Origin of the sequence: Streptomyces sp. NPDC006655 (assembly GCF_040703965.1) — a bacterium.
In the GTDB taxonomy this organism is placed as follows: Bacteria; Actinomycetota; Actinomycetes; order Streptomycetales; family Streptomycetaceae; genus Streptomyces.
Window position 1 is genome coordinate 1 of sequence record NZ_JBEYJU010000032.1, and the last position, 20,134, is coordinate 20,134.

The 20,134-nt window shown below is 70.2% G+C and carries 16 protein-coding genes and 7 pseudogenes; 11 read left to right on the plus strand and 12 right to left on the minus strand.

Features of this window, described 5'->3' with window-relative positions; translation table 11 throughout:
- Positions 1–186: 186 nt before the first annotated feature.
- Both AB0958_RS20020 and AB0958_RS20025 read left to right on the plus strand, forming a co-directional pair.
- Positions 187–509 (plus strand): annotated as a pseudogene (locus AB0958_RS20020) (LLM class flavin-dependent oxidoreductase); the annotation flags it as partial.
- A 121-nt stretch (positions 510–630) separates the two neighbouring features.
- Positions 631–930: a hypothetical protein gene (locus AB0958_RS20025; RefSeq protein WP_366891867.1), complete on the plus strand. Its 300-nt coding sequence runs from the start codon at positions 631–633 to the stop codon at positions 928–930.
- Here AB0958_RS20025 and AB0958_RS20030 read toward each other — a convergent pair.
- Positions 893–1,343: pseudogene (locus AB0958_RS20030) on the minus strand (hypothetical protein); the annotation flags it as partial. The gene AB0958_RS20025 and the pseudogene AB0958_RS20030 sit on opposite strands and share 38 nt — an antisense overlap.
- A gap of 11 nt (positions 1,344–1,354) precedes the next feature.
- Entirely contained in the window at positions 1,355–2,497 is a 1,143-nt protein-coding gene (locus AB0958_RS20035) for an NAD(P)/FAD-dependent oxidoreductase (protein ID WP_366891798.1), read from the minus strand.
- A 112-nt stretch (positions 2,498–2,609) separates the two neighbouring features.
- Here AB0958_RS20035 and AB0958_RS20040 point away from each other — a divergent pair, with 112 nt between their 5' ends.
- Both AB0958_RS20040 and AB0958_RS20045 read left to right on the plus strand, forming a co-directional pair.
- Positions 2,610–3,308, plus strand: a complete 699-nt coding sequence (locus AB0958_RS20040; RefSeq protein WP_366891799.1) for a TetR/AcrR family transcriptional regulator C-terminal domain-containing protein — start codon at positions 2,610–2,612, stop codon at positions 3,306–3,308.
- Positions 3,309–4,992: 1,684 nt separating this feature from the next.
- On the plus strand, positions 4,993–6,519 hold the full coding sequence (locus AB0958_RS20045) for a hypothetical protein (protein WP_366891800.1): 1,527 nt from the start codon (positions 4,993–4,995) through the stop codon (positions 6,517–6,519).
- A gap of 558 nt (positions 6,520–7,077) precedes the next feature.
- Here AB0958_RS20045 and AB0958_RS20050 read toward each other — a convergent pair.
- A pseudogene (locus tag AB0958_RS20050) lies at positions 7,078–7,362 on the minus strand (hypothetical protein); the annotation flags it as partial.
- Positions 7,363–7,520: 158 nt separating this feature from the next.
- On the opposite strand from AB0958_RS20050, the pseudogene AB0958_RS20055 reads away from it, so the two are divergent.
- Positions 7,521–8,314, plus strand: a pseudogene (locus AB0958_RS20055) (IS5 family transposase).
- Between the two features lie 601 nt (positions 8,315–8,915).
- Here the strand turns inward: AB0958_RS20055 and AB0958_RS20060 are convergent.
- The 3 genes from AB0958_RS20060 to AB0958_RS20070 all read right to left on the minus strand — a co-directional run bounded on the left by AB0958_RS20060 (position 8,916) and on the right by AB0958_RS20070 (position 11,555).
- A complete protein-coding gene (locus tag AB0958_RS20060; protein ID WP_366891802.1) occupies positions 8,916–9,485 on the minus strand; it encodes a DUF4232 domain-containing protein in 570 nt (189 codons plus the stop codon).
- Between the two features lie 910 nt (positions 9,486–10,395).
- Positions 10,396–10,536: a hypothetical protein gene (locus AB0958_RS20065; protein ID WP_366891803.1), complete on the minus strand. Its 141-nt coding sequence runs from the start codon at positions 10,534–10,536 to the stop codon at positions 10,396–10,398.
- A gap of 104 nt (positions 10,537–10,640) precedes the next feature.
- A complete protein-coding gene (locus tag AB0958_RS20070) occupies positions 10,641–11,555 on the minus strand; it encodes a zinc-binding dehydrogenase (RefSeq protein ID WP_366891869.1) in 915 nt (304 codons plus the stop codon).
- An 84-nt stretch (positions 11,556–11,639) separates the two neighbouring features.
- Here AB0958_RS20070 and AB0958_RS20075 point away from each other — a divergent pair, with 84 nt between their 5' ends.
- Positions 11,640–12,038, plus strand: coding sequence for a helix-turn-helix domain-containing protein (locus tag AB0958_RS20075; protein ID WP_366891804.1), 399 nt, complete (start codon positions 11,640–11,642; stop codon positions 12,036–12,038).
- Positions 12,039–12,673: 635 nt separating this feature from the next.
- Here the strand turns inward: AB0958_RS20075 and AB0958_RS20080 are convergent.
- On the minus strand, positions 12,674–13,195 hold the full coding sequence (locus AB0958_RS20080; RefSeq protein ID WP_366891805.1) for a MarR family transcriptional regulator: 522 nt from the start codon (positions 13,193–13,195) through the stop codon (positions 12,674–12,676).
- 51 nt (positions 13,196–13,246) lie between these two features.
- On the opposite strand from AB0958_RS20080, the gene AB0958_RS20085 reads away from it, so the two are divergent.
- Positions 13,247–14,179 carry an EamA family transporter gene (locus AB0958_RS20085; protein ID WP_366891806.1) on the plus strand — a complete coding sequence of 311 codons (933 nt, stop codon included), beginning with the start codon at positions 13,247–13,249 and terminating at the stop codon, positions 14,177–14,179.
- Here AB0958_RS20085 and AB0958_RS20090 read toward each other — a convergent pair.
- Entirely contained in the window at positions 14,137–14,526 is a 390-nt protein-coding gene (locus AB0958_RS20090; RefSeq protein ID WP_366891807.1) for a transposase family protein, read from the minus strand. The two genes, AB0958_RS20085 and AB0958_RS20090, sit on opposite strands and share 43 nt — an antisense overlap.
- A gap of 406 nt (positions 14,527–14,932) precedes the next feature.
- Here AB0958_RS20090 and AB0958_RS20095 point away from each other — a divergent pair.
- The 3 genes and pseudogenes from AB0958_RS20095 to AB0958_RS20105 form a co-directional block, all read left to right on the plus strand.
- Positions 14,933–15,151, plus strand: a pseudogene (locus AB0958_RS20095) (hypothetical protein); the annotation flags it as partial.
- Between the two features lie 578 nt (positions 15,152–15,729).
- Positions 15,730–15,879, plus strand: a pseudogene (locus AB0958_RS20100) (ankyrin repeat domain-containing protein); the annotation flags it as partial.
- Between the two features lie 24 nt (positions 15,880–15,903).
- Positions 15,904–16,299, plus strand: a complete 396-nt coding sequence (locus AB0958_RS20105) for a HEAT repeat domain-containing protein (RefSeq protein ID WP_366891870.1) — start codon at positions 15,904–15,906, stop codon at positions 16,297–16,299.
- Between the two features lie 49 nt (positions 16,300–16,348).
- On the opposite strand, the gene AB0958_RS20110 is transcribed toward AB0958_RS20105, so the two are convergent.
- From AB0958_RS20110 to AB0958_RS20120, 3 genes and pseudogenes are all read right to left on the minus strand, one after another.
- Positions 16,349–16,531: a hypothetical protein gene (locus tag AB0958_RS20110; RefSeq protein WP_366891873.1), complete on the minus strand. Its 183-nt coding sequence runs from the start codon at positions 16,529–16,531 to the stop codon at positions 16,349–16,351.
- Positions 16,532–16,863: 332 nt separating this feature from the next.
- Positions 16,864–17,223 (minus strand): annotated as a pseudogene (locus AB0958_RS20115) (hypothetical protein); the annotation flags it as partial.
- Positions 17,220–17,615 carry an MmcQ/YjbR family DNA-binding protein gene (locus AB0958_RS20120; protein ID WP_366891808.1) on the minus strand — a complete coding sequence of 132 codons (396 nt, stop codon included), beginning with the start codon at positions 17,613–17,615 and terminating at the stop codon, positions 17,220–17,222. The pseudogene AB0958_RS20115 and the gene AB0958_RS20120, both read right to left, overlap by 4 nt.
- Before the next feature lie 127 nt (positions 17,616–17,742).
- Between AB0958_RS20120 and AB0958_RS20125 the strand changes: the two genes are divergently transcribed.
- Entirely contained in the window at positions 17,743–18,675 is a 933-nt protein-coding gene (locus tag AB0958_RS20125) for an AraC family transcriptional regulator (protein ID WP_366891809.1), read from the plus strand.
- Positions 18,676–19,033: 358 nt separating this feature from the next.
- Here AB0958_RS20125 and AB0958_RS20130 read toward each other — a convergent pair whose 3' ends face one another.
- Positions 19,034–20,014, minus strand: coding sequence for a zinc-binding dehydrogenase (locus AB0958_RS20130; RefSeq protein WP_366891871.1), 981 nt, complete (start codon positions 20,012–20,014; stop codon positions 19,034–19,036).
- Between the last annotated feature and the right edge of the window lie 120 nt (positions 20,015–20,134).

The following is a 20,134-nucleotide window of genomic DNA, read 5'->3' on the forward strand; positions in this document are numbered from 1 at the left end:
GGCGCGCGGGGCGCGGATCCGCGGGAGCGGGTGGTTCGGCATGGGACGTGCTGTCAACCGTGCCGCGCAAGCTCTCTCTCCGCAGAGCTCAGCAGATCTCAGCAGACCTCAGCCGGCCTCAGCCGACCCAACGAGCCCCCGATGTCCGAGTCCCCCGCAGTGACCGCCCGCGGCAGCGTCGGCGTCATGCTTCCGCTCGATCTTCCCGTGGGCGAGGTGGTGCCCTACGTCCGCCGTGCCGAGGAGCTGGGGTTCGACCAGGTCTGGGTGGTGGAGGACCTCGGCTGGCGCGGCGGTGTCGCCCAGGCCGCCACCGTCCTGGCGTCCACCACGCACCTCACCTGGGCATCGGCATCCTGCCCGCCGGGGCCCGCAACGTGGCCTTTGCCGCGATGGAACTGGCCACCCTGGCCCAGCTGCACCCCGGCCGGGTGATCGCGGGCATCGGCCACGGCATGCCCGGCTGGATGCGCCAGGTCGGGTCCTGGCCCGCCAGCCCGCTGACGCTGATCAAGGAGTACGTGAGAGCGCTGCGCCTGCTCGTCGCCGGTGAACCCGGCCCCGAGAACGGCCGGTACGTACGCTGCGAGGGCGTCGTCCTCACCGAGATCCCGGACATCGTGCCCCCGGGTGCTCCTGGGTGTGCGCGGCCCCAGGTCGCAGGCGGTCGCAGGCGAGGTCGCCGACGGACTCCTCCTGGCCGAGCCGGCCGCCCCCGGCTACATCACCGCTTCCCTGCGCAATCTGGGCCCCGACGCCGCCGCGGGCTCTCCGGAGATCGTCGTCTACGACGCCGCCTCCGTGGACGACGACGAGGAGGCCGCCCTGACGCGGGTCCGTGCGGCTCTGGAACCGGTCGGTGAGCCGCAGTGGGCCGCGCACATCGACCTGGGCTGCCGCGGAAGAACTTCAACGGGCCGTCGGCGATGACGTACCGGGTGTTGGGGCTCCGCCGCCCCAGTACTCGAAGGTGAGCATCCATCTGCCGTCCGACATGGGGACGACGTTGGTCATGCCCGGCCGCCGCCGATCTCGGTCTTGCCGCCGCCCATGTCCTGGACGGCCCCGGAGACATCGACGACGGCGTCGCTCCAGCTGGCGCTTCTCCCCTCCCAGGTCCGGTGCACCAGGATCTGGCCATGCGAGTCGGTGGCCGTGTCGTTGGCGGGATCCTTCTTCGGGACGCCGGTGACCGGGTCGAAGCCGGCGTGGTCGTTCTCGTCGGAGTAGGAACAGACCAGCTTGCCGTCGTAGACCATGAGGTAGGGCTCCCACAGGGGGTTCACCCGCCGGTACGTGTTGGCGGCGACGTTCTGCCTGACGGCGCCGGCGCTGCCGCCCCGGGTGTCGCTTGTCACTCGGCCTGGCCGGGGGCGGTGAAGAGGTCGAGGAATCCGGCCGGTGCGTTGTCGCCGATCATGAGGTTCAGCATGTCGTGCGCCTCGGCGTAGAAGGGTTCGGTTCGGGGGAACAGCGCCTCTTCGTAGGCGGTGAGAGCCGCCTCGACGTCGTGGGGGTGAGCGGCGATCGCCTTGCCGAGTTCGGCGCCGTCGAACATCGCCAGGTTTGCGCCGTCACCGGACGGCGGCATCAGGTGTGCGGCATCGCCGAGGAGCGTCACTCCGGGCACGCGCGCCCATCGGTGTCCGTCCGGGAGTGTGTGGACCGGGCGGGCGACCGGAGCGGTCTCGCCGTCGGTGATCAGCGCGGTGAGCTCCGGGGCCCAGCCGTCGAACTCGGCCGCGATCCGGGCGGTCGCGGCGGCGGCGTCGGTGAAGTCGATGGCGGCGATCCACTCGGCGGAGCGGTTCAGCTCGACGTACGTGTGCAGGATGTTCCCCGCCTCGCGGTGCGCGATGATCCCCTTGCCCGGAGCCAGTGCGTACATCGCGCCGACACCGACCGTCTCGGCCGCCGCGGGGTGCCGCTCGTCGGCGTCGTACAGGTAGATGTCGATGAATGTCGTGCCGGTGTAGCGGGGCTCGGCGTCGGAGAGCAGTGGGCGGACCTTCGACCAGGCGCCGTCGGCGCCGACGAGCAGACCGCTGGTCACGGTCGTGCCGTCGGTGAAGGTCAGCTCGTGCAGGCCGCCGCCGAGGGACCGGACACCGGTGGCCTTGTGTCCCCACCGGACCGTCTGATCGGGCAGGGAGTCGAGCAGGATCCGGCGCAGGTCTCCGCGGAGCACTTCGGGACGCTGCCCCGTGCCGTCGTCGGGAGCGTCGAACAGGAGCTTGCCGTCCTGGTCGAGCACGCGCGACGCCTCGGCGCCTGCGTGGATGATCGCCCGGAACTCGTCGGTGAGGCCGGCGTCGGCGAGCGCACGCTGTCCGTCGGCCTCGTGGATGTCGAGCTGGCCGCCCTGCATGCGGGACTTCTCCGAGGGATCGGCCTCGTAGACCGTCGCAGGGATGCCGTGGACGTGCAGGACCCGGGCGAGAGTCAAGCCGCCGAGGCCGGCGCCGACGATGGCGATCGGATGGTGGCTGGTGTTCATGGGCTTCCTCGTTTCCGCACGGCGCAGCGTCGGGCACGCACCCGACATCCATATGGACCGGCGTTCCATTAGGAATATGGAACACCGGTCCATGGTGTGTCAAAATGAGGGCATGCAGCGGACGCGAGGAAGAGCACCCACCGGGGGGCGCGCCGACGCCCTCTCACAAGAGCTGATCGTCGGCGCGGCCCTCCCACTGCTGGACGAGCTGGGCGAGCGGGGGCTCACCTTCAGGCTGCTGGCCAAAGAGCTGAAAACCGGGCCCGGCGCGCTGTACTGGCACGTGCCGAACAAGGACGAGCTGGTCGCCCTGGCCGCCGATCAGGTGCTCGGCCACGCCTTCGCCGCGCACCCGAGCCTTGAGGAAGAGGCCGGCTCCGGGCTGCGCGCGCTTGCCCTCGCCGTCTTCGACGCCCTTGACCGGCACCCGTGGGCGGCGTCCCACGTCTCCGCACCACCCACGCTGGCGAACGCACTGCGCCTGCTCGACCGCATCGGCACTCTGGTCGCACGCACCGGGCTGCCGGCCGACCGGCATTTCGCGGTCTCCACCGCGATCTCCTACTACATCACCGGCGTCAGCGCCCAGATCATCACCCCGCGCATCACCCACGACCCGACCGTCAGCCGCGACGACTTCCTCGCCCGGACCGCCCGACACTGGGAAGAACTCGACCCGGCCGACTACCCCTTCCTGACCCGCACCACCCAGCACCTGCGCGACCATGCCGATCGTGACCAGTTCATCGCCGGCCTCGACATGCTTCTGAACGGCCTGAACACGACCGCGGACCCGCGACCGCCCGCATGACACCGCGATCCAGGCGGTGCGGAGTCGATCGCTCGGCCGTCCGCACCGCCGTGCACCGTGGCGAACTGGGGCAGTGAACTTTGACGACGCATCTGGACCACAGCAGCGCCGCGGGCCCAGTCGCCTCCGCCACCAAGATGTCGGAGGAGTCGCGTACGCCTTCCACCCGCGCAGCGGTCCCGGGAAACAGCACATCCTCAACCGTCTTCTCGCCACGGTAGGAGGCACGTTGCCGAAACGATCCCGCGTTCCTGCTCCCGACCTGGGCATGCACAGAACTGCAGCCAGAGTCTTGGATTCGGCCAGGGCTACCCGTCGCCCCACTTGGGCCGACGTTGAACAATGGTGAGGGGCCCGGTCAGCAGGCTCTGAGGGCCGGACCCTGCGAGTTTGCTCCGTACCGTCGCACGGGCGACACCCGATCATCCAGAATCGGACTTAACGTCCTCTCACTTCCGACGGACGCAAGGGGGACGACGGCACGGCGGGCAGCGACCGACGGCGAGCGGTGACGGTACGGCCGGCCGGGCGGCGGCCGGGGTCCCGCGGGGTCAGGATCAAGACGGCGCCCGCCGGACCGACAGGGATTCGGCAAGGGTGGCGCAGCATCGACTGGGGCAGAGCGGGCACCATCACCGCGGTTGTCGCCGCTCCCGCGGGACTGCTCCTCACGGGCGTCTTTTCGCTCTACGATGCGCTCGTCGCTCAAGGCGACCTGGGACAGGCGCGCCAGACGACCGATCAGGAAACCCGCACCCGGGCGCCACGCGTGTCCTACCGGACGGATTTCTTGACCCTCTTCGTCAAGCGCATCCATGACATCAACAGTTCGTCCGATCCGGTCATCGAGGCCGATCTGCTCCTGGCGCCAGCGGAGGCGGGACAAGTGTGCCCTGGCGGGAGCCCGCACGGAAGGAGACGGTACGCGGCGGCGGCCGGCGGTACGCCCCGGACAAGTGACCGCCGGTCAGAGTCAGCGACGGGCTGGCACGAGCGGTTCGCCAGCTGGTGCAAGAGGAGGGGCGTGAGGTCCCTGGGCGGGCACAATGAGGCCCGTGCGAGGGAGCAGTGGCCGATGTTCACCCGAACGGACCGGCTGATACTCGCTCCCTTGCTGGTGGTTGCGGTGGCGGCGGTGGTCAGGTTTGTGACCGTCCGTCCGCCCGGAATGGAATGGGCGTGGCCCAGGGCCGAGGAACAAGCCCATTGCCGCCGGAGGCCGCGCCGGCTACCAGTCAGCACTCCGGCCTTGGCCATGCTGGCAGTGGGCATAGCCACCGCGTTGATCACCGCGCGTGCCGGATGTGCGCGACGTCGGCGGGTTCGGAGGCCGCGATGGTGAAGGAAGAACGGTCTTACGCCATGAGTCTGCAGCGGCAGATGAGGCTCCACGCGATGGCCGTGAAGGCCAGGAAGTGTTCGGTCCTTGCGTTCGCGCAACGGCCGCCGTAGCCCGAACGGATAGCTCGCGCGGGGCACGGGAGACTCGAGAAAGTGAGGAAAGGAGCCTGGCGGGACACGTGCCGACTGCGCAACGCATGCGACGCTATTGCATGCCATTTCGTGAGTTCACCAGCCTGCACCCCTTGCGACCGCATACGGTGTTCCCGCCCCCGCACACACTGCCCGGCACGGCGGAAAGCGGCGGCGAGCACCAGATGCACGGGACGGGAGACAGACCGGGATGACACAGGCCGCGGTGAGCGATGCGGACGGACGGGTACCGGGACGCCGCTGGACGGTACGTCTGGACTCTGCCGGCCGCGGCAGTGCAGCGGTACGCATCTCGTGCAGCCGCCCCGCCTGTGCCGAGCAACGTCTTCCGTCCGCGGCCGCCGGCCGTGCGCACGCGGTCGCCCACCTCAAGGCCCACCTGCGCGCGGCCCCCGTCCCGACGGCCGGGGCGGACTGCGCGTGCAAGGCCGACGGCTGCCACACACACCTGCCGGACACCGGCAGGCACGCGCGTTCCGAACCATGGCGGTGCGGCGGTCCGGTCGTCCTGGCCGTGATCACCGACCGGGAAGGACGGTGGTGGCACGCCATGGAGTGCTGCTCGCGGTGCGCGGCCGCCACCCCCGGCGCCAAGACCGTGGCCACCTCCCGGGCGGCCGGGCCGCCTCCCCACGGCCGCCCGGCCCCCACAACCACGGGCGCCGGCGCGGGCGCGCCGCAGTTCTCCGACCACCAGGTCATTGCCGGCCCGCTCCCTGCTCCCCGCTCCGCACCTGCGCGACGCCGCCCACAGGCGAAGATCGCCCAGCGCGTCATCCCCCACGACCTGCGGCCCGTGGCGCTGCGCGACGAACTCATCGAACTCGGCAGCCTCTTCCGCGCCTACCAACAGCGCGACGAGCCGGACCTGGCCCTGCTCGCCGGTCTCCAGGAACGCAAGGCCCGCGCCTTCACCGCCTGGGCCGATGTCACCTGCGAGGGCGTCCTGCGGTGGGAGGCCCGGCGAGCCCAGCAGGCCGCTGCCGCCGCCCGCCTCCAGCACCAGCACCGCACCGGCATCGCCGGCGACGACGGGCCGGCCGTGGCCCGGCTGTTGACCGTTCCCACGCAGTGGGAGCACGCGCGCTCTGTCCTGGCGCACGTAGCCGACCATACGCCGCTGCCCGGACCGGACGCACGGCTGCTGGTGCTGATGCTGACCCTGCGCACCGCGCACACCGGCACCGGCAACCTCGTCGGCCAGGACCTCACTGCTCTGGGATTGACCGATCCAGAGGACCTTGTTGAGGACCTGGCCGGCTGCGGCTGGCTCACCCTGCCCGGCACCGCCGACGACCTGCTCGCCTCGAGGCCCGAGAACCCCACCCCGATCAGCGTCCCCTCCCTGGCGCCCCCCAAGGACGGGTCGGGCCCGTTCACGTTCGGCAGGAAGATGAGGCCCAAGCTCTCCGGCTGGGCCCAGAAGGTCGTCTCGGACAAGAAGCTCCGCAAAGCCAAGGCCGCCGCCGGCGCCCGCCTGCTCGCCCTGACACTGGCCACCAGGACCGACGCCTCGGGCATCCTCGGCGCCGGTGGCCAGGGCATCGCCTTGAACACTCTCACCGCCCAAGCCGCGGTAGATGTCGGCGAGCTGCAGCACCTGGTCGACCAGCTGACCGCAGCGGACTGGCTCACCGACGCCACCCTCACCGATGACCAGCTCACCGGACAGCTGACCGAACGCGTGCTCCCGCTCACCTGTCCCCTCCAGGCTTGAAGCAGGACCCGTCCGAGTGAGCCCCCGGTGGTGTCGTTTCGTCCCTGGCCGTGGTTGTGTCGGATGCTGACCGGAACTGGCCCGAGGCGGGCCACATTCCGACCGCCGCCCGGTCCGGCGTACCCATAACGCAAGGCCTTTGTCAGGACCGCCCCTGGCGTTTCGTTCGTCAGGCGATCCGGCGTCGTACGGCCTCTCGATGGGTCGGATCCAGCGCGGGGGCGCTGCCAGGACACCGCGGAACCGGTACCTGCACCAGCCGCAGCAGGGTCGGCCAGTCACATGCAGCGGTTCCATCGAGTACAGCGGTGACGCGAGCTGCCTGAAGACGCCATTGCGAGGCGATGCAGATGTGCTGGGCGGCAGGCTGACCCGCGCGTATGTGAAGCGTGCGCAGGGCTGCCATGAGCCGTTCGCAGCGTGTGCCTGAGTACTGATGCCGTCCAGCACGTCGATCTCGTCCTGGCCGGTGGACGGATGGTGAGACGGCCGCCGTCGGAGCTGTTCCGTCTCCCACACCTTGCGCAGGGGTACGACGGGGCCGTCCCCGCAGGCCCGCGCGAACCGATCGGTGATCTTCCAGGACGGTACCCGGTGGCCGCTCAGCATCCGGCTGAGGTACGACGCCGAACAGCGGGATTGCCGGGCCAGTTCGTGCAGGGGGCAGCTCGGAGGCGCGGGCGAGCGTGGGCAGGACGGCTGCCAGACGGTTGTAGGCCGCGCCGGCGGCTTCGGCTTGGTTGGGGAGGTCGTCGTCCTGCCTGCTCGTGTCCCCAGCTCGCAGTGAGGTCGGCAGGGAGGGCAGGTGTCCCACCTGTGGCAGCCGGCGCACGATGTGGTCATCTGTGTGCCGGCGCCCGGCGGTGTCCTCGCTGATGCTCAGTCCGCGATGTCGGGTGCCCCCCTCTGACAGCGCCTAACACGAGGTGGATCAGTCCTGGTTGCCTTGTCCCGGACGGGAGTTGAGCGTTCGGTCCGGAGTGGGGACGTCGCCGTGGACCGTGTCGGATGAGCTGTCGGACCGTGGAGCCGCTGCTGCTGCCGCAGCGTGAGCGCAGGTTCCGGTATCCAGGTCGCAAGCCGTTGCCGGACCGGGCGGTGGTGTGCGGGATCTTGCATGTGCTGCACACCGGGATCCAGTGGGAGTATGTACCCAAAGACCTCGGCTTCGGGTCGGGCATGCCGTGCTGGCGCAGGCTGCGGGGCTGGAACGAGGCCGGCGTCTGGCAGCGGTTGCACGAGATCCTGCTGGCCGAACTGAACGCGGCCGCACGTCTGGACTGGTGTCCCGCTGCGTGGTCGACTCCTCGCACGTCAGGGCGCTAAAAGGGGGCAGCACACGGGCCCGTCGCCGGTTGACCGGGGACGAGCCGGCTCCGAGCATCACTTGACCACCGACGGCCACGGCACCCCGCTCGCAGTGTTGCTGACCGGCGGCAACCGCAACGACGTCACCCAGCTCCTACCCCTGCTCGACGCGATCCCGCCGGTCCGCGGCCGGGTCGGGCATCCTCGCCGGAAGCCGGACTCGCTGTTGGCCGACCGCGGGTACGACCACGACATCTACGGGGACCGGGTCCGCGCCCGCGGCATCGTGCCCGCGATCGCCCGCCGCGGCACCCTGCACGGCACCGGACCGGGTCCCTGCCGCTGGGTCGAGGAGAGGAGTTTCGCCTGGCTGCACGGCTTCCCTCGCCTGCGCATCCGCTGGGAACGGCGAGTCGGCATCCAGGAAGCGTCGCTCAAACTCGCCTGCCGCCTCATCACCGATCGGCAGCTCAGGGCAGTGCGCTGACACTGGAACCGCTGGGCACACCGTGGATGTCCGTGCGCCCAAAGGCACGGGGTACGTCTACGTGCTCGAGGACACCGGCCCCGCGTCGTACGTCACGGTCGGCGCAACCAGCCAGCCACGGACCCGCTTCGAGGCGCTGGGCTCCGACGCCCACCGACTCGGCTCGGCCGTAACGCGAGCGTGGTTCTCCCCCGCACACCACAGCACCGAAACCAAGCCCTCCGCGCTTGCCGGGCACAATCCTCCACAGCCACGCCACGAGGCGAGTACTCCCCCATCTCACCTTCGGAATAGCACGTCGCGAAGCGATCAAAGCGTCCTCGGCTTCCACGACAGGCCACGAGCCATGCCCACCATCCCCGTAGCAGGACTCCACGAGCCGCTTCCCGCGTGACGGGTGTCCACTGGATCTTGACCGTTTGCCATCGGACTTTGACGGACGCGAGTTTGTGTCATCGGAGTGTGATCATCGCAGGTCAGTGTCTCAGCGCGCCTTCGGTGCGCTGAGACACTGACCTGCACTTATATGCAGTCCTCGTAAACGTGCAGGTCAGAGCCTTGCGATCGTCGTGCAGGCTGCTCGGTTTGTGGGGACGGGGGGTCAGGAAGGCTTGACCGCCGAGACCGGGGTGACGGTCACCTTGTTGTCGCACTCGGCCCACACCCCGTCGTTCAGGGCGACCTGGTGCTTCCCGGAGTGCGGCAGCCCGATGACCATCGTCGGGTACGTCACCGGGTCCTTGCCCGACAGGCAGTAGCCGTCGCCCTCCCCCTGGACCTGGACGAAGGTCAGCTTCACCCACGCCTTGCCGTGCGGCCGGACCGTCACGGCGGCCGCCCTGCCCGTGCGGGTGACCTTGAGCGGGGTGTTGTGGGCGGGGGAGCCGTTACCGGCGCCCGCGACCGTCGGATGGCCCTTCAGGACGCACGTCCTCCGGGAGACGTTGGTGAACTGCACGACCGCCGCCCCGGTCCCGGTCCCGACGGGCCGGTGGACGGCCTGCCAGGCGCTGACCTGGAGGGCGGAGGCCGGGCAGGCGGGCGGCGGGGTGGAGGTGGCGGTGCTCGCCGCCATGGCAGTGCCGGGCAGGATGCCGGTCACCGCCGCCGTGACGGCCGTCACCGCCGTCGTCGCCAGAGCCGCCCTGCGAATGCCGTTGCTGTATCGCATGCTGTCGTCCCCCTGAGTCGTCTCGTCCGCGGGTTTCGGTCGTCGGTTGGTGCCCGCGGTACGCGTGGTCGTGCTACATGAGTGCAGACAGGGCAGGAGAGCGGCAGGGTTCCGGGCGGCGACACCTTGTGACAGAGCGGTGACGACAGGCTGCACCCGTGAAGATGGCCGCTCCCGGCGCGCACCGAAGGTGCGCTGAGTCGCTGGCCTGAGGTGATCAAACTCCGATGACACAAACTCGCGTCCGCCAAAGTGCGATGGCAAACGGTCAAGATCCAGTGGCACGGGACAACGGGGTGCCGGGCGCCGCCATGTCGCCGGGCTCGGCGTAGTCGGCAGACGTCCGTTTCGTGTCACTCGAGGTATAGGGGGGGCGAACGGGCGGTTCCTGATCATGTCCGTTGTGCCTCAGAGTCCTTGCGTCTCTCACCTCGGCACCGTCGGGTGGAGCGAGCCGACTGCACCAGGAGATGATCCTGTGCGTGGCTGAACAGGCAGGGTCAGACGCGGACGACGCTTGTGCATGGGCTGAGAGGCTGGGTTGGGCGTTCGGACTCATAGCGGAGGATCCGGCTGCGAGAGGTGCGGCGATCGTCCATCTGGCGAAGGCCCAGCGGCAGGTCGCGGACGCTCTCGCCCAATCGAACGAGATGTGGCTTCTGACGCGGCACCTGGGAACGGACGAGCAGTACCGGGAGCCGGCCTTTCTGCAGGCGCGCCGGAGGTATGAGCAAGCCCAGAGACGTTCGCTGCCTGATGGGGTGTGGGGTGGTCCTGTGGGCGGCGATATGGCGACGTGGCCGGGGCTGCCCTATGACATCCGCCGACCTCTCGCACTCCTCGGCCTCGCGTGATCACCAAACGGACGCCTGCCGACTACGCCGAAGCCCTGAGCTCCGGGCCGGTTTGTTCAGTGCCAGTAGCTGGGCGTGTTCCCGCCGGGCTGCTGCCACGCCCACACACCCAGAGCGATCACGGCAGCGATGACGACCACGACGAGCAGGAAGCAGCCGAGGCCACCGCGCCGGTTACGACGAGTGAGGTCGCCCACAGATCCCCCGAGGAGTCGAGATGGCTCTGCATCCGAGCGTGACCGGGACCCGGGCTCCCGGGCTCCCGGGCAAGACCACATCCGGGCCTGGATCCACTTGCGCCTTACGGGCATGCCACCTCAAGGACCGCTTTTCCGGGTATCCGCCGCCCGCGGAGCGCCTTCGCCGCCTCGTTGAAGCGGTCCCAGGATCCTTGCCAGCCGATCTCGACGGTGAGGGCCCCCTCGGCCGCCAGCTCGGTGAGGACGGCCAGGTCCGCGCCGGTGTCACCTTCGATGACGAAGGAGGTCAGCGATTTCGACGGGCCGACGGTCGCATACGGAGGGAAGACCGCCGGCTCCCCGGAGGCCCAGCCGACGCTCTGCACACTCCCTCCGGGAGCGAGCAGGTTCCACGCCGCGACCAGCTGAGGGCCGCCGACGCTGTCGATGACCACGTCGACCGGTCGCTCAAGTCCCTCCAGCCCGGTCAGCACCTCGTCGGCGCCGGCTTCGGCCAACCCCTCCCCACGGGCGGCCGAGCCCACTGACGCGATCACGTGGGCACCGGCCCGCGCCGCCAGCTGGACGGCGAACCGGCCGACTCCCCCCGAGGCGCCGGTGATCAGCACCCTCTTTCCCGGCCCGACCCCGGCGGCCCGCAGCGAGCGCAGTGCGGCCACTCCGGCGACCGGCAGGGCGACCGCCTGCGCCGGTTCCAGGTCTTTCGGCAACGCGGCGAGCGCCCCCACGTCGATGGCGACGCGCTCGGCGAACGCCCCCTTGGTCAGGGCCACCACCCGGGTACCCACCCTCGGGCCGGTTCCGTCGGCTGCGGCTCGAACCACCGTTCCCGCCGCGTCCGAACCAAGTACCGCACCTACAGGGACCCGACCGGAGCGGGCGTCGTTGAGGTCGCCGTAGTTCAACGAGGCGTGTGAGACGTCCACCAGGACCTGGCCCGGCCCGGGCACCGGGTCGGCAATCTCGGCGAGGCGGACAGCGGCGGGCGCGGACGGATCGACGACGAGAGCACGCATGGACACGTCTTCTTCCTTTGGTTCACCACGTGTTACGGGAGTCATCATCGGTAACCTTGCTCGTCGGCGGAAGGAGGCACATTGATGTCACGCAGTCACACGCGTGTGGCCGAAGCGTTGAGGGACGAGGCCTGCCCGGTCACCGAGGTACTCGACCGCGTGGCGGGCAAGTGGAGCATCGGGATCCTGATCGCCGCCGCCCACGGCCCGGTCCGCTTCACCGAACTGGAACGCGCCATCAACGGCATCAGCCGGCGGATGCTCACTCTCAACCTGCGCAGGCTGGAGCGGGACGGACTGCTCGTCCGCACCGTGTATCCGACCGTGCCGCCCAGGGTGGAGTACAGCCTCACCCCCATGGCCCGGGAGCTCCACACCTCACTGACCGGGCTGGTGGGCTGGGCCGAGCGGCATCGGTCCGCGGTCGCCGAGGCCCGCGCCGCATACGACGCCACGGCGGAACAAGGAATCGACGCCGACTGAAGCATCGCGCCGCAACGTCGTCGACGCCATCCGTTACGTCAACGACAGCGGTGCAAGTGGCGTGCCGTTCCTGTCGACTTCGAGATTCCGTGGCGCACGGTCGGCCTCGACGGCGTGAAGCTGATCAACAGGCGGAAGCGGCCCTTGGCCGTCGACATGCGGGGCATGGCTCTGGCCGTGAGGGTCACCAAGGCCTCGCCGCACGACAGCCTCCCCGGCCGCGACCAGCTCTTCCGGCTGAGGCTGACGCAGTCCGAACTCGCCCTCTCCTGGGCCGACTCAGCCTACGGCGAGTCCCTCGCCGACTGGTCCCTTCCTCGGGATCACGCTCAAGACGCTGCTCCGCCGAAAGGACCAGGACGGCTCCGCCGTCCTGGCGATGAACGCCGCCTCACCCGCCCTCCCCGACCACCGCGCACAGAGCCGCACCCCGTCGAACCGGTGAAGTCTGCCGCACCCCGAGCCCATACGCCTTCGGATGCGGCAGCCACAGCCGATCCGGCCGGCCTCCACCTCGTTGCGCTGACTGCCGGCCACGCTCGCTTGGTGAGTAATCCGCCTTGTCGTGGTCCCGGCTCTCAGGGCCTGCAGTGCCTGGGTCCCCGATGCACCGGTCACGGTCGGAAGGCGGCGGGTCACTTGTCGGACGGACACGGGGTATCCATCCGGGAGAGCCAGGCGGTGAGCAGCCCTTCGAGCGCCTCGGTCTCCGCGGGCGTCAGCAGGTCCAGCAGGCGGCGTTCGTTGCGCATGTGGTCGGTGAACGCCCGGTCGATCAGCTCACGTCCCGGGCGGGTGAGGGCGACGATCCGGCCGCGCCGGTCGTCGTGGGAACGGCGGCGGGTGACGAGTCCGGCCCGCTCCAAGCGGTCGATTCTCTTCGTCATCGCACCGGTGGTGACCATGGTGTGCGCGGCGAGTTCACCGGGTGCCCGTTCGTAGGGCTCGCCCGCGCGGCGCAATGCGCACAGGACGTCGAACTCTCCCTCAGCGAGGCCGTAACGGCCGTAGACGAGGCAGAGCTCCTCGGTGAGCTGGTCGGCCAGGCGGTGCAGCCGACCGATCACTGCCTGGGGGGTGATGTCGACGTCGGGCCGTTCGCGGCGCCAGTCGGCCTGGATACGGGCCACACGGTCCAGCGGTTGCGGATCGTCCATGAGCACATATTAGCTTCCCGAGAAGCTATATTGTCTTCCATGGAAGCTAATATGGGTTGGGTGACGCTGACCGCTGTCGCGCCGGTGACCTGGGGGGCCAACTACTTCGTCACCCACGAGTTCCTGCCCGCCGACCGCCCGCTCTACGGGGCGGCCCTGCGGGCGCTGCCCGCCGGCCTCATCCTGCTGGGTCTGTGCAGGCAGCGGCCTCGCGGCGCATGGTGGTGGCGGTCCACGGTGCTCGGGATACTCAACGTGAGCGTGTTCTTCGTCCTCGTCTATGCCGCCTCCCAACTGCTCCCGACGAGCATCGCCTCGACCGTCATGGCGGTGTCCCCGCTGGCGATGATGCTCATTGCCTGGGGCCTGGTGTCCGAGCAGCCCGGCATCGCACACCTGGCCGGCGCCGCGATCGGACTCGGCGGGGTCTGCCTCATGCTGCTCACAGGGGTTGAAGGAGTCAGCGTGCCGGGCGTCCTCGCTTCGGCCACGGCCATGCTGGTGTCATCATTCGGCCACATCCTGGCCAAGCGGTGGAGCGCCGATGTGGACGTACTCGCCTCGACCGCCTGGCAGTTGACCGCCGGAGGGCTGTTCCTGCTCCCGGTCGCCGCAGCTGTGGAAGGCCCTCCGCCCGCGCTCTCCAGGTCAGCGCTCCTCGCGTTCGGCTACGTCTCCCTGGTCGCCACCGCGCTGGCCTTCACCGCCTGGTTCACCGGTCTGCGGCGCCTTCCCGCGGGAACCGTGGGCCTGATCGGACTGCTCAACCCCGTCACGGGCGTGCTGCTCGGCACGGTGGTCGCAGGAGAGGTCCTGACAGTCCAGCAACTGAGCGGGCTGGTACTGGTCCTGGTCGGCGTCGTCCTCGGCCGACCAACCCGCGCGGGACGACGCAACGGCAGCCAGGTGCCTCCCCATCCCGCATCCGATGAGCTTGTTGTTCAACCACAGGCGTTCGGCGAGGTCGAGGCAAGGGTGACCTGAGAGATACCGTCGCTCCTCCGCCGACGTCCAACTGGGCAAGGACCAGGCCGGTGGTGTGCTCCAGCGCGGCCAGCAGGTGAACCTTGCGGTCCTTCGCCTTGGCCGCGCCGCGCAGGCTTTTGCCGTCCACTGCCGGGCCTCGCAGCCCCGTCGTTCTCGGGCGTGGGTCGGCGAGCCTGTGCCCGACCGCCCGGCCCAGCCCGTCGCCGTCGGATCCATTCACCGACCGCCAGCAGCGAGGTCGCTCCGGTCGGCACCGCGCACGGGGTGAGAACGAGCACGACGGCCGGCCGGTGGCGCACCCCCCGCGGGTCACGCGGGTCCGGCACCCCGGCCAGCCGCTCCACCGGCCCGGGACCCCCACGGGACCGACCTGCTGGTTCTCACGGAGTCAGCCAAGGGCAAGCCGGCTCAGAGATGATGCGTCGGCAGGCACGGTCTTCCACTCGGATCACAGGGCGTACACAGCTCCATGGTTTTGGGAGACCGTGCCTGTGACCTCCCGGAGGACGATGACCGCCAAGCCGACGGATTGTCACGAACCGAACGCCCGAGCGGCGATGCTGACCCCTTGGGTGAGCCCCGCCAGGGCAATCACCACCTGGGCCATCCGATCGCAATCGAGTTGAGAGGTAGCGCGTCTGTGATCTTCGGGGCCAAGTAGTGCGAAAAAGCTGTCCTGTGGAGCTCTCAGGTGAGCCCTCCTTCGCGGAAGGCGGAAGGCCGATGTCATTCGGAACGGGGGACGGGAAGATGCGCAGCAAGGCGGGACTCGACGGTCGGCTTAGGTTGGCGGTTCGGGCCGGCGACGCCGAGGCCGTGCGCGATCTGCTGGACAGGGGCGCGGATCCGGATACGGCGCACGCGAACGGGCTGCCGGTGCTGTGCGTTGCGGTGGCGGCGTACGACGATGCGGTCGCCGAGGCGTTGGTGGAGGGCGGCGCGGACCCCGACCGGGTGCTGCCGGACGGGACCACGCCTCTGTCGCGTGCCATCGACGGCGGCTCCCCTGCGGTCTTCTCGGCGGTGCTGGGTAAGGAGCCCCGGTTGCGGCTTGCGGAGCCCGCCCGTGAACGTCTGCTCGCCCTGGCGCGGAGCTGGTACGAGGCGGGCGCGGCCGAGGAACTACGGCGCAGGACAGGCACGCCGGTTCCGGTCGCGACGGCCCGGGTCAAGGACGGCGAATACGACCTGGTCGATCAGGTCTCGGTCGGCGATCTCGTCGCGCGGGCTGGGCACGGCGCCATCCTGACCTCGCTGGAGTGGGCCTTCCGTGTTCTGACCCCTGTCGACGAGCTGATCGCCCGCGCTGTCGAGCATCGGGATGAGGAGCATGTGGACTGGTCCGCGGTCTGCTGGATCCTCACCCAGCGTCGCAGCTTCGAGACCTGGTCTGCCGTGGTGGCCTGTCGTCACGACCCGGACCGGATGCATCGCGAGCTCGTGCTGGACTACCTGTGGAGGCGGGAGATCTCCGACATCGGCTCCTCCTACGAGAAGGAGGAGAGCGAATTTCTGGCCGCCTGGGCAGCGAGGAGACGGACGGCGAGATGCTGGCGAAGGTGCTCGACGTCTTCACCGGGCATGACCATCCGGACCAGGAGGCCACCTTCCTTCGCTACGCGGGCCACCGCGACCCGCGTGTACGCCGCGAAGTGCCCTACGCCCTCTGGGGCGACCACGGTCCCCGATCGCCTGCGGCCAGGGCGGCCCTGCTCACTCTCATGAGTGACCCGGACGCCGAGGTGCGGCTCAGGGCCTGCACGCTGAGCATGCGGGACGGTGGCCTCCGCCCGGAGGCCACCCGGGCGCTGCTGCCGCTGGTCGAGGCACCGGATGCTCGTGTGCGAGGCGCGGCCGCGGGGGCGCTGGCCGTCTCCCCGGACCGTACACCTGTCGTCGCCGACGCCCTGGTGGCGTTGCTCGGTGACGAGGACCAACTCGTGCGTCTGGAGGCCGCCTACGGTCTCGCCCTGCGCGACGGCCCGCACACCGGCGAGGCCATCGAGCGGGTGGGGTCTCTCGGAGATGGCTTCAAGGACGACCATCGGACCGCCATGCTCTGGTCCTGGAGATGGCGAAGGCGCACCCAGGCGACGAGTGACGACTGGTCGCCATGAGCACCCGGCGGTCTCGCGGTCGATGTTTGTACGCACCCGAGGTAGGTGGTTAGAACGCTGCCCGGTGTGGCCGCTGGAACGACCCGGTGTGGACCTTGTCCAGATGAGTCCGGAGCGCCGCCCTCAGGCCTCGGGGGTCCTCGACCGCGAGATGGGCGGTGTCGAGGATTTCCAGGGTGGCGTCCGCGATGCCCGACGCGAGCTCCTGGGCGTGCGTGTCGGGGGTGGCCACGCCGTGGCCCCCCCGATGACGAGTGTGGGGGCGGAGCTACGCCTCAGGTCCGTGCGTATGTCGTAGGTGGCCAGAGCGTCGCAGCACGCCGCGTATCCGTCCGGGTCGGCGTCGGCCAGGTTGCGGAGCAGTCTGCGGCCGAAGGGGGTGTTGGCGGTGGCCGGCGTGGCGAACCAGCGGCCGGGGCTGGTCGCCAGCAAGGGAGCGGTTCCCTCGGATCTCACCAGGGCGGCGCGCTCGTGCCAGAGGCCAGCAGTGCCGAAGTGCGCGGAGGAGCGGATCATGGCCAACGACGCGACCCGTTCGGGCCGATGAGCCGCCAGGTGCGCTCCGATGGCACCGCCCAGGGAGATGCCCGCGTAGTGGAACCGGTCCCAGCCGTGGTGGTCGGCGACGGCAAGGACGAGCGAGGTGAGGTCGTCGATCGTCGTGCGGCCGGGTCTGGGGTGTCGCAGGGGGCTGGTCCTGGAGCCGCCGTCACCTACCAGATGGTCCGCACCTACATCGCCACCCTGCGCGCCGCACCGCCGCAGGCGCCTCCTCCTCCACCGACCGTGCGGCGGGTCACCGGACCCACAGACTGGCGGAGCCGATGGACTGCTGGGCCCACCATGCGGCCCAGGGGGGCGTTCGGGGCCTGGAGGTGCTCCTGCGCGACGACATCTGCCAGGTGTGTAGCCGGCCGCGCTCACTGGGCTGCCCGGGTGCCGTTGCCGTAGGTGTCCGGGTCGACGGGCTGCTGGGCCTTGGGCAGGTGGGCGACGACGAGCAGGTAGGAGTCGGTGACGAGTTCCCTCACGAGCTCCTGGCCGACGCCGTCCCCGCCCTCCAGCGTGATCCAGTGCTTCTTGTTCATGTGATAGCCGGGAGTGATGTGACTGTGGTGTTCCCGCAGGGCGAGGGCCTCGCCGGGGTCCGCCTTGAGGATCACGACAGGCCGGCCGGGGACCTCGGTCATCAGCATGAACACCTTGCCGCGTACCTTGAACACCTCCCAGTCGGGCCCGAAGGGGTGCTCCAGGTGGGCCCCGGGAAGTTCTTCCGCGCGGTCGGCGGCGGTCTTCTGCAGGGTCGGTCCGTCCATGGGTGATGGGCCTCCTCGGGTGTATGGGACTACGGCATCAAGGACACGGAGCGCATGTCGTGCGGTCCTGGCGGCACGTCCCATCCTTCCCTCGAAGCCGACACGGAGGGCGGTAGGCTGCGGACACGTGATGGTCGGCAAGCGACACCCCAGCCCGAGCGGACAGGCCGGACCGGCCGCGGTCCCGCTGTACGGTTTCCAGCCCCCGGTCGGCACTCCGTACGGCCTTGAGGTCAACCTCATCGAGGACTTCTTCACCCAGCACGACGACTGGCCGTGGAACCCGCCCCGCCCAGGGCGCGCCAGCTTCCACTACCTGATCCTGATCACCGAGGGTGAACTGCGGCACGACGTCGACCACGTCACACGGACCGTCGTACCCGGCCAGTGGCTGTGGGTGCGTCCCGGACACGCGCAGTGCTGGCATCCGCCCGGCGCAGCCCGCGGCCCGTTCATCCTGTTCGAGCCGGACGTGCTGACCGCCGACACCGCCCGCCTCCTGGCCCCGCTCACCTCGCACGAGGCCCCTGCCGTGCTGAGCCCGCACCCCGACGACGCCTTCTGGCTCCAGCAGACGGCGCTCCAGCTCCTGGACGAACACCGCGCGCTCGGGCGCCGCCCCCTCGAAGTCCACCACGCCCTGCGCCGCAGCCTGCTCGAATCTCTGCTGCTGCGCCTCGCCAACTCCGCCGGCGTCGCCCCTCCCGACACGATGGCCGCCAGGGGGCGCGCTGACACGTACGGACGCTTCGTGGACGCCCTGGAGCTGCACTTCCGCGAACTGCACCAGGCGGCGGACTACGCCGAGCTGCTGGGCTGTTCGGTCCGCACGCTCAGCCGCGCCGCCCGGGGAGCCACCGGCAAGGGGGTACGGGAGCTCATCGACGAGCGGCGGCTGCTCGAAGCCCGGCGTCTGCTGCGAGGTGCCCGGTGGGCCGCCCGGGATGTGGCCGTACACCTCGGCTTCACCGACCCCGCGAACTTCGGCCGCTTCTTCCGCGACCGCACCGGTCTGACTCCGGCCGCGTTCGCGGCCCGCGAGGCCACCACCGACTCGTGAGCAGTAGGCGGCGGCCGCCGACCCCCGTCCAAGACCTCTTGCCGGGGGCGGGCCGTCACGATCCGACCGAAGTGCGCACCTGACGCGGGGGCGCTGGCGCAGCGCGGTCGGGGACGTATGCGGCGCTGCCAGGGCCGCCTGCGCGGCCTGGGTCGGGCGTCGCCGGGTGTGGGTTGGGCAGCGTCTCCGGGTGGAACCCTTCGGCGTACAGCACACCGAGGAGGGCGCGGGTCTTTCCCGCGCCGGCCGCTCCGGCGCGGGACCAGCTTGTCCCGTAGCGCCGTGAATTCGATGTCCTGGAGGTCGTGCAAGCCGCCCTGTGCTGCTCGACGTCCTTCAGCCGTCCGCTCGACGTCCTTCAGTCGTCGAGCAGCACGACGTGCTTGCCCGGTGTCCTTCCCGACTCGACGTCGCCCTGGGCGTCGCGCACCTGCTCCAGACCTCGGTAGGTCTTCGCGACCGGGACGTTGAGCCGGCCGTCCGCGATGGCCTGGAGCTGCTGCTGGAACACCTGGGCGGGCAGGTCGGCGGCCTCGCCCGCGTAGCTGGTCAGCCGCACTCCGCCGGGGATCGTGAACGGGGTGAAGTCGGGGATCGTCCACTGGCCCGCCAGGGCGCCGGTGAAGCAGACGGTGCCGTGCACCCGTACGCATCCGAAGGTGTCAGGCAGGACGGTGCACCCCACCAGTTCCAGCGCCGCGTCGACGCCCTGCGGTACCAGGTCCCGAACCTTCTCGGCAATCCGCCCGTCGTCCACGACCGGATGGTCGACGCCCATCGCCCGCAGTTCGTCGCGGCGTTCGGCGTTGCGGGTGGTGGAAAGGACGGTGGCACCGAGCTCCTTGGCCATCGTCGCCGCACTCAGCCCCACCGTGGAGGTGCCGCCGCGGATGAGCAGCGTCTGCCCGGCCCTCAGGTCCAGGCCGCGGGTCAAGGATCCGTGGGCGGTCTGGAACATCTCCGGCAGCGCGCCGACCACGTCCCACGGCAGGCTGGTCTCGAACGGGATGACCTGACCGGCGGGGACGGTCACGTACTGCGCGTACGCGCCGTCGTAGGAGCGGCCCATGCCGCCCATCATCGTCGCGACCTGCTGTCCCGGCCGCAGACCGCTGTCCGCATCGGCCTCATCGACCACGCCGACACCCTCGATGCCGGGGATGCGCGGGTAGGTGACCTCCGCGTCCGACTCACCCTTGCGAGTGGTGACCTCGGACTCGTTGACGCCGAACGCCCTCACCTTGATCCGCACCCAGCCGGGTTTGCGTGCCGACACCGGCACATCCCTGATCTCCAGGGCGTCCAGGCCACCGGGCCGGGTGACGACGACGGCCCGCATCGTCGCGGGTGCGGCGCCGTCGGTTGCCGTGGGGTGGTTCATGTCGAGCTCCTTGTCGGGGCGCACGCCGGGGTGTTGAAGCGGAGCCGGGTGGGGCCGCCTGGCGCGCCACCCGCGCCA

Bases quoted from the DNA above. Each gene is read 5' to 3' on its own strand.
- AB0958_RS20035 (WP_366891798.1), bottom strand. From the start codon at position 2,497: ATGAACACCAGCCACCATCCGATCGCCATCGTCGGCGCCGGCCTCGGC.
- AB0958_RS20085 (WP_366891806.1), top strand. From the start codon at position 13,247: ATGGGTTGGGTGACGCTGACCGCTGTCGCGCCGGTGACCTGGGGGGCC.
- AB0958_RS20105 (WP_366891870.1), top strand. From the start codon at position 15,904: ATGAGTGACCCGGACGCCGAGGTGCGGCTCAGGGCCTGCACGCTGAGC.
- AB0958_RS20060 (WP_366891802.1), bottom strand. From the start codon at position 9,485: ATGCGATACAGCAACGGCATTCGCAGGGCGGCTCTGGCGACGACGGCG.
- AB0958_RS20120 (WP_366891808.1), bottom strand. From the start codon at position 17,615: ATGGACGGACCGACCCTGCAGAAGACCGCCGCCGACCGCGCGGAAGAA.
- AB0958_RS20075 (WP_366891804.1), top strand. From the start codon at position 11,640: ATGTCACGCAGTCACACGCGTGTGGCCGAAGCGTTGAGGGACGAGGCC.
- AB0958_RS20080 (WP_366891805.1), bottom strand. From the start codon at position 13,195: ATGGACGATCCGCAACCGCTGGACCGTGTGGCCCGTATCCAGGCCGAC.
- AB0958_RS20045 (WP_366891800.1), top strand. From the start codon at position 4,993: ATGACACAGGCCGCGGTGAGCGATGCGGACGGACGGGTACCGGGACGC.
- AB0958_RS20130 (WP_366891871.1), bottom strand. From the start codon at position 20,014: ATGCGGGCCGTCGTCGTCACCCGGCCCGGTGGCCTGGACGCCCTGGAG.
- AB0958_RS20070 (WP_366891869.1), bottom strand. From the start codon at position 11,555: ATGCGTGCTCTCGTCGTCGATCCGTCCGCGCCCGCCGCTGTCCGCCTC.
- AB0958_RS20040 (WP_366891799.1), top strand. From the start codon at position 2,610: ATGCAGCGGACGCGAGGAAGAGCACCCACCGGGGGGCGCGCCGACGCC.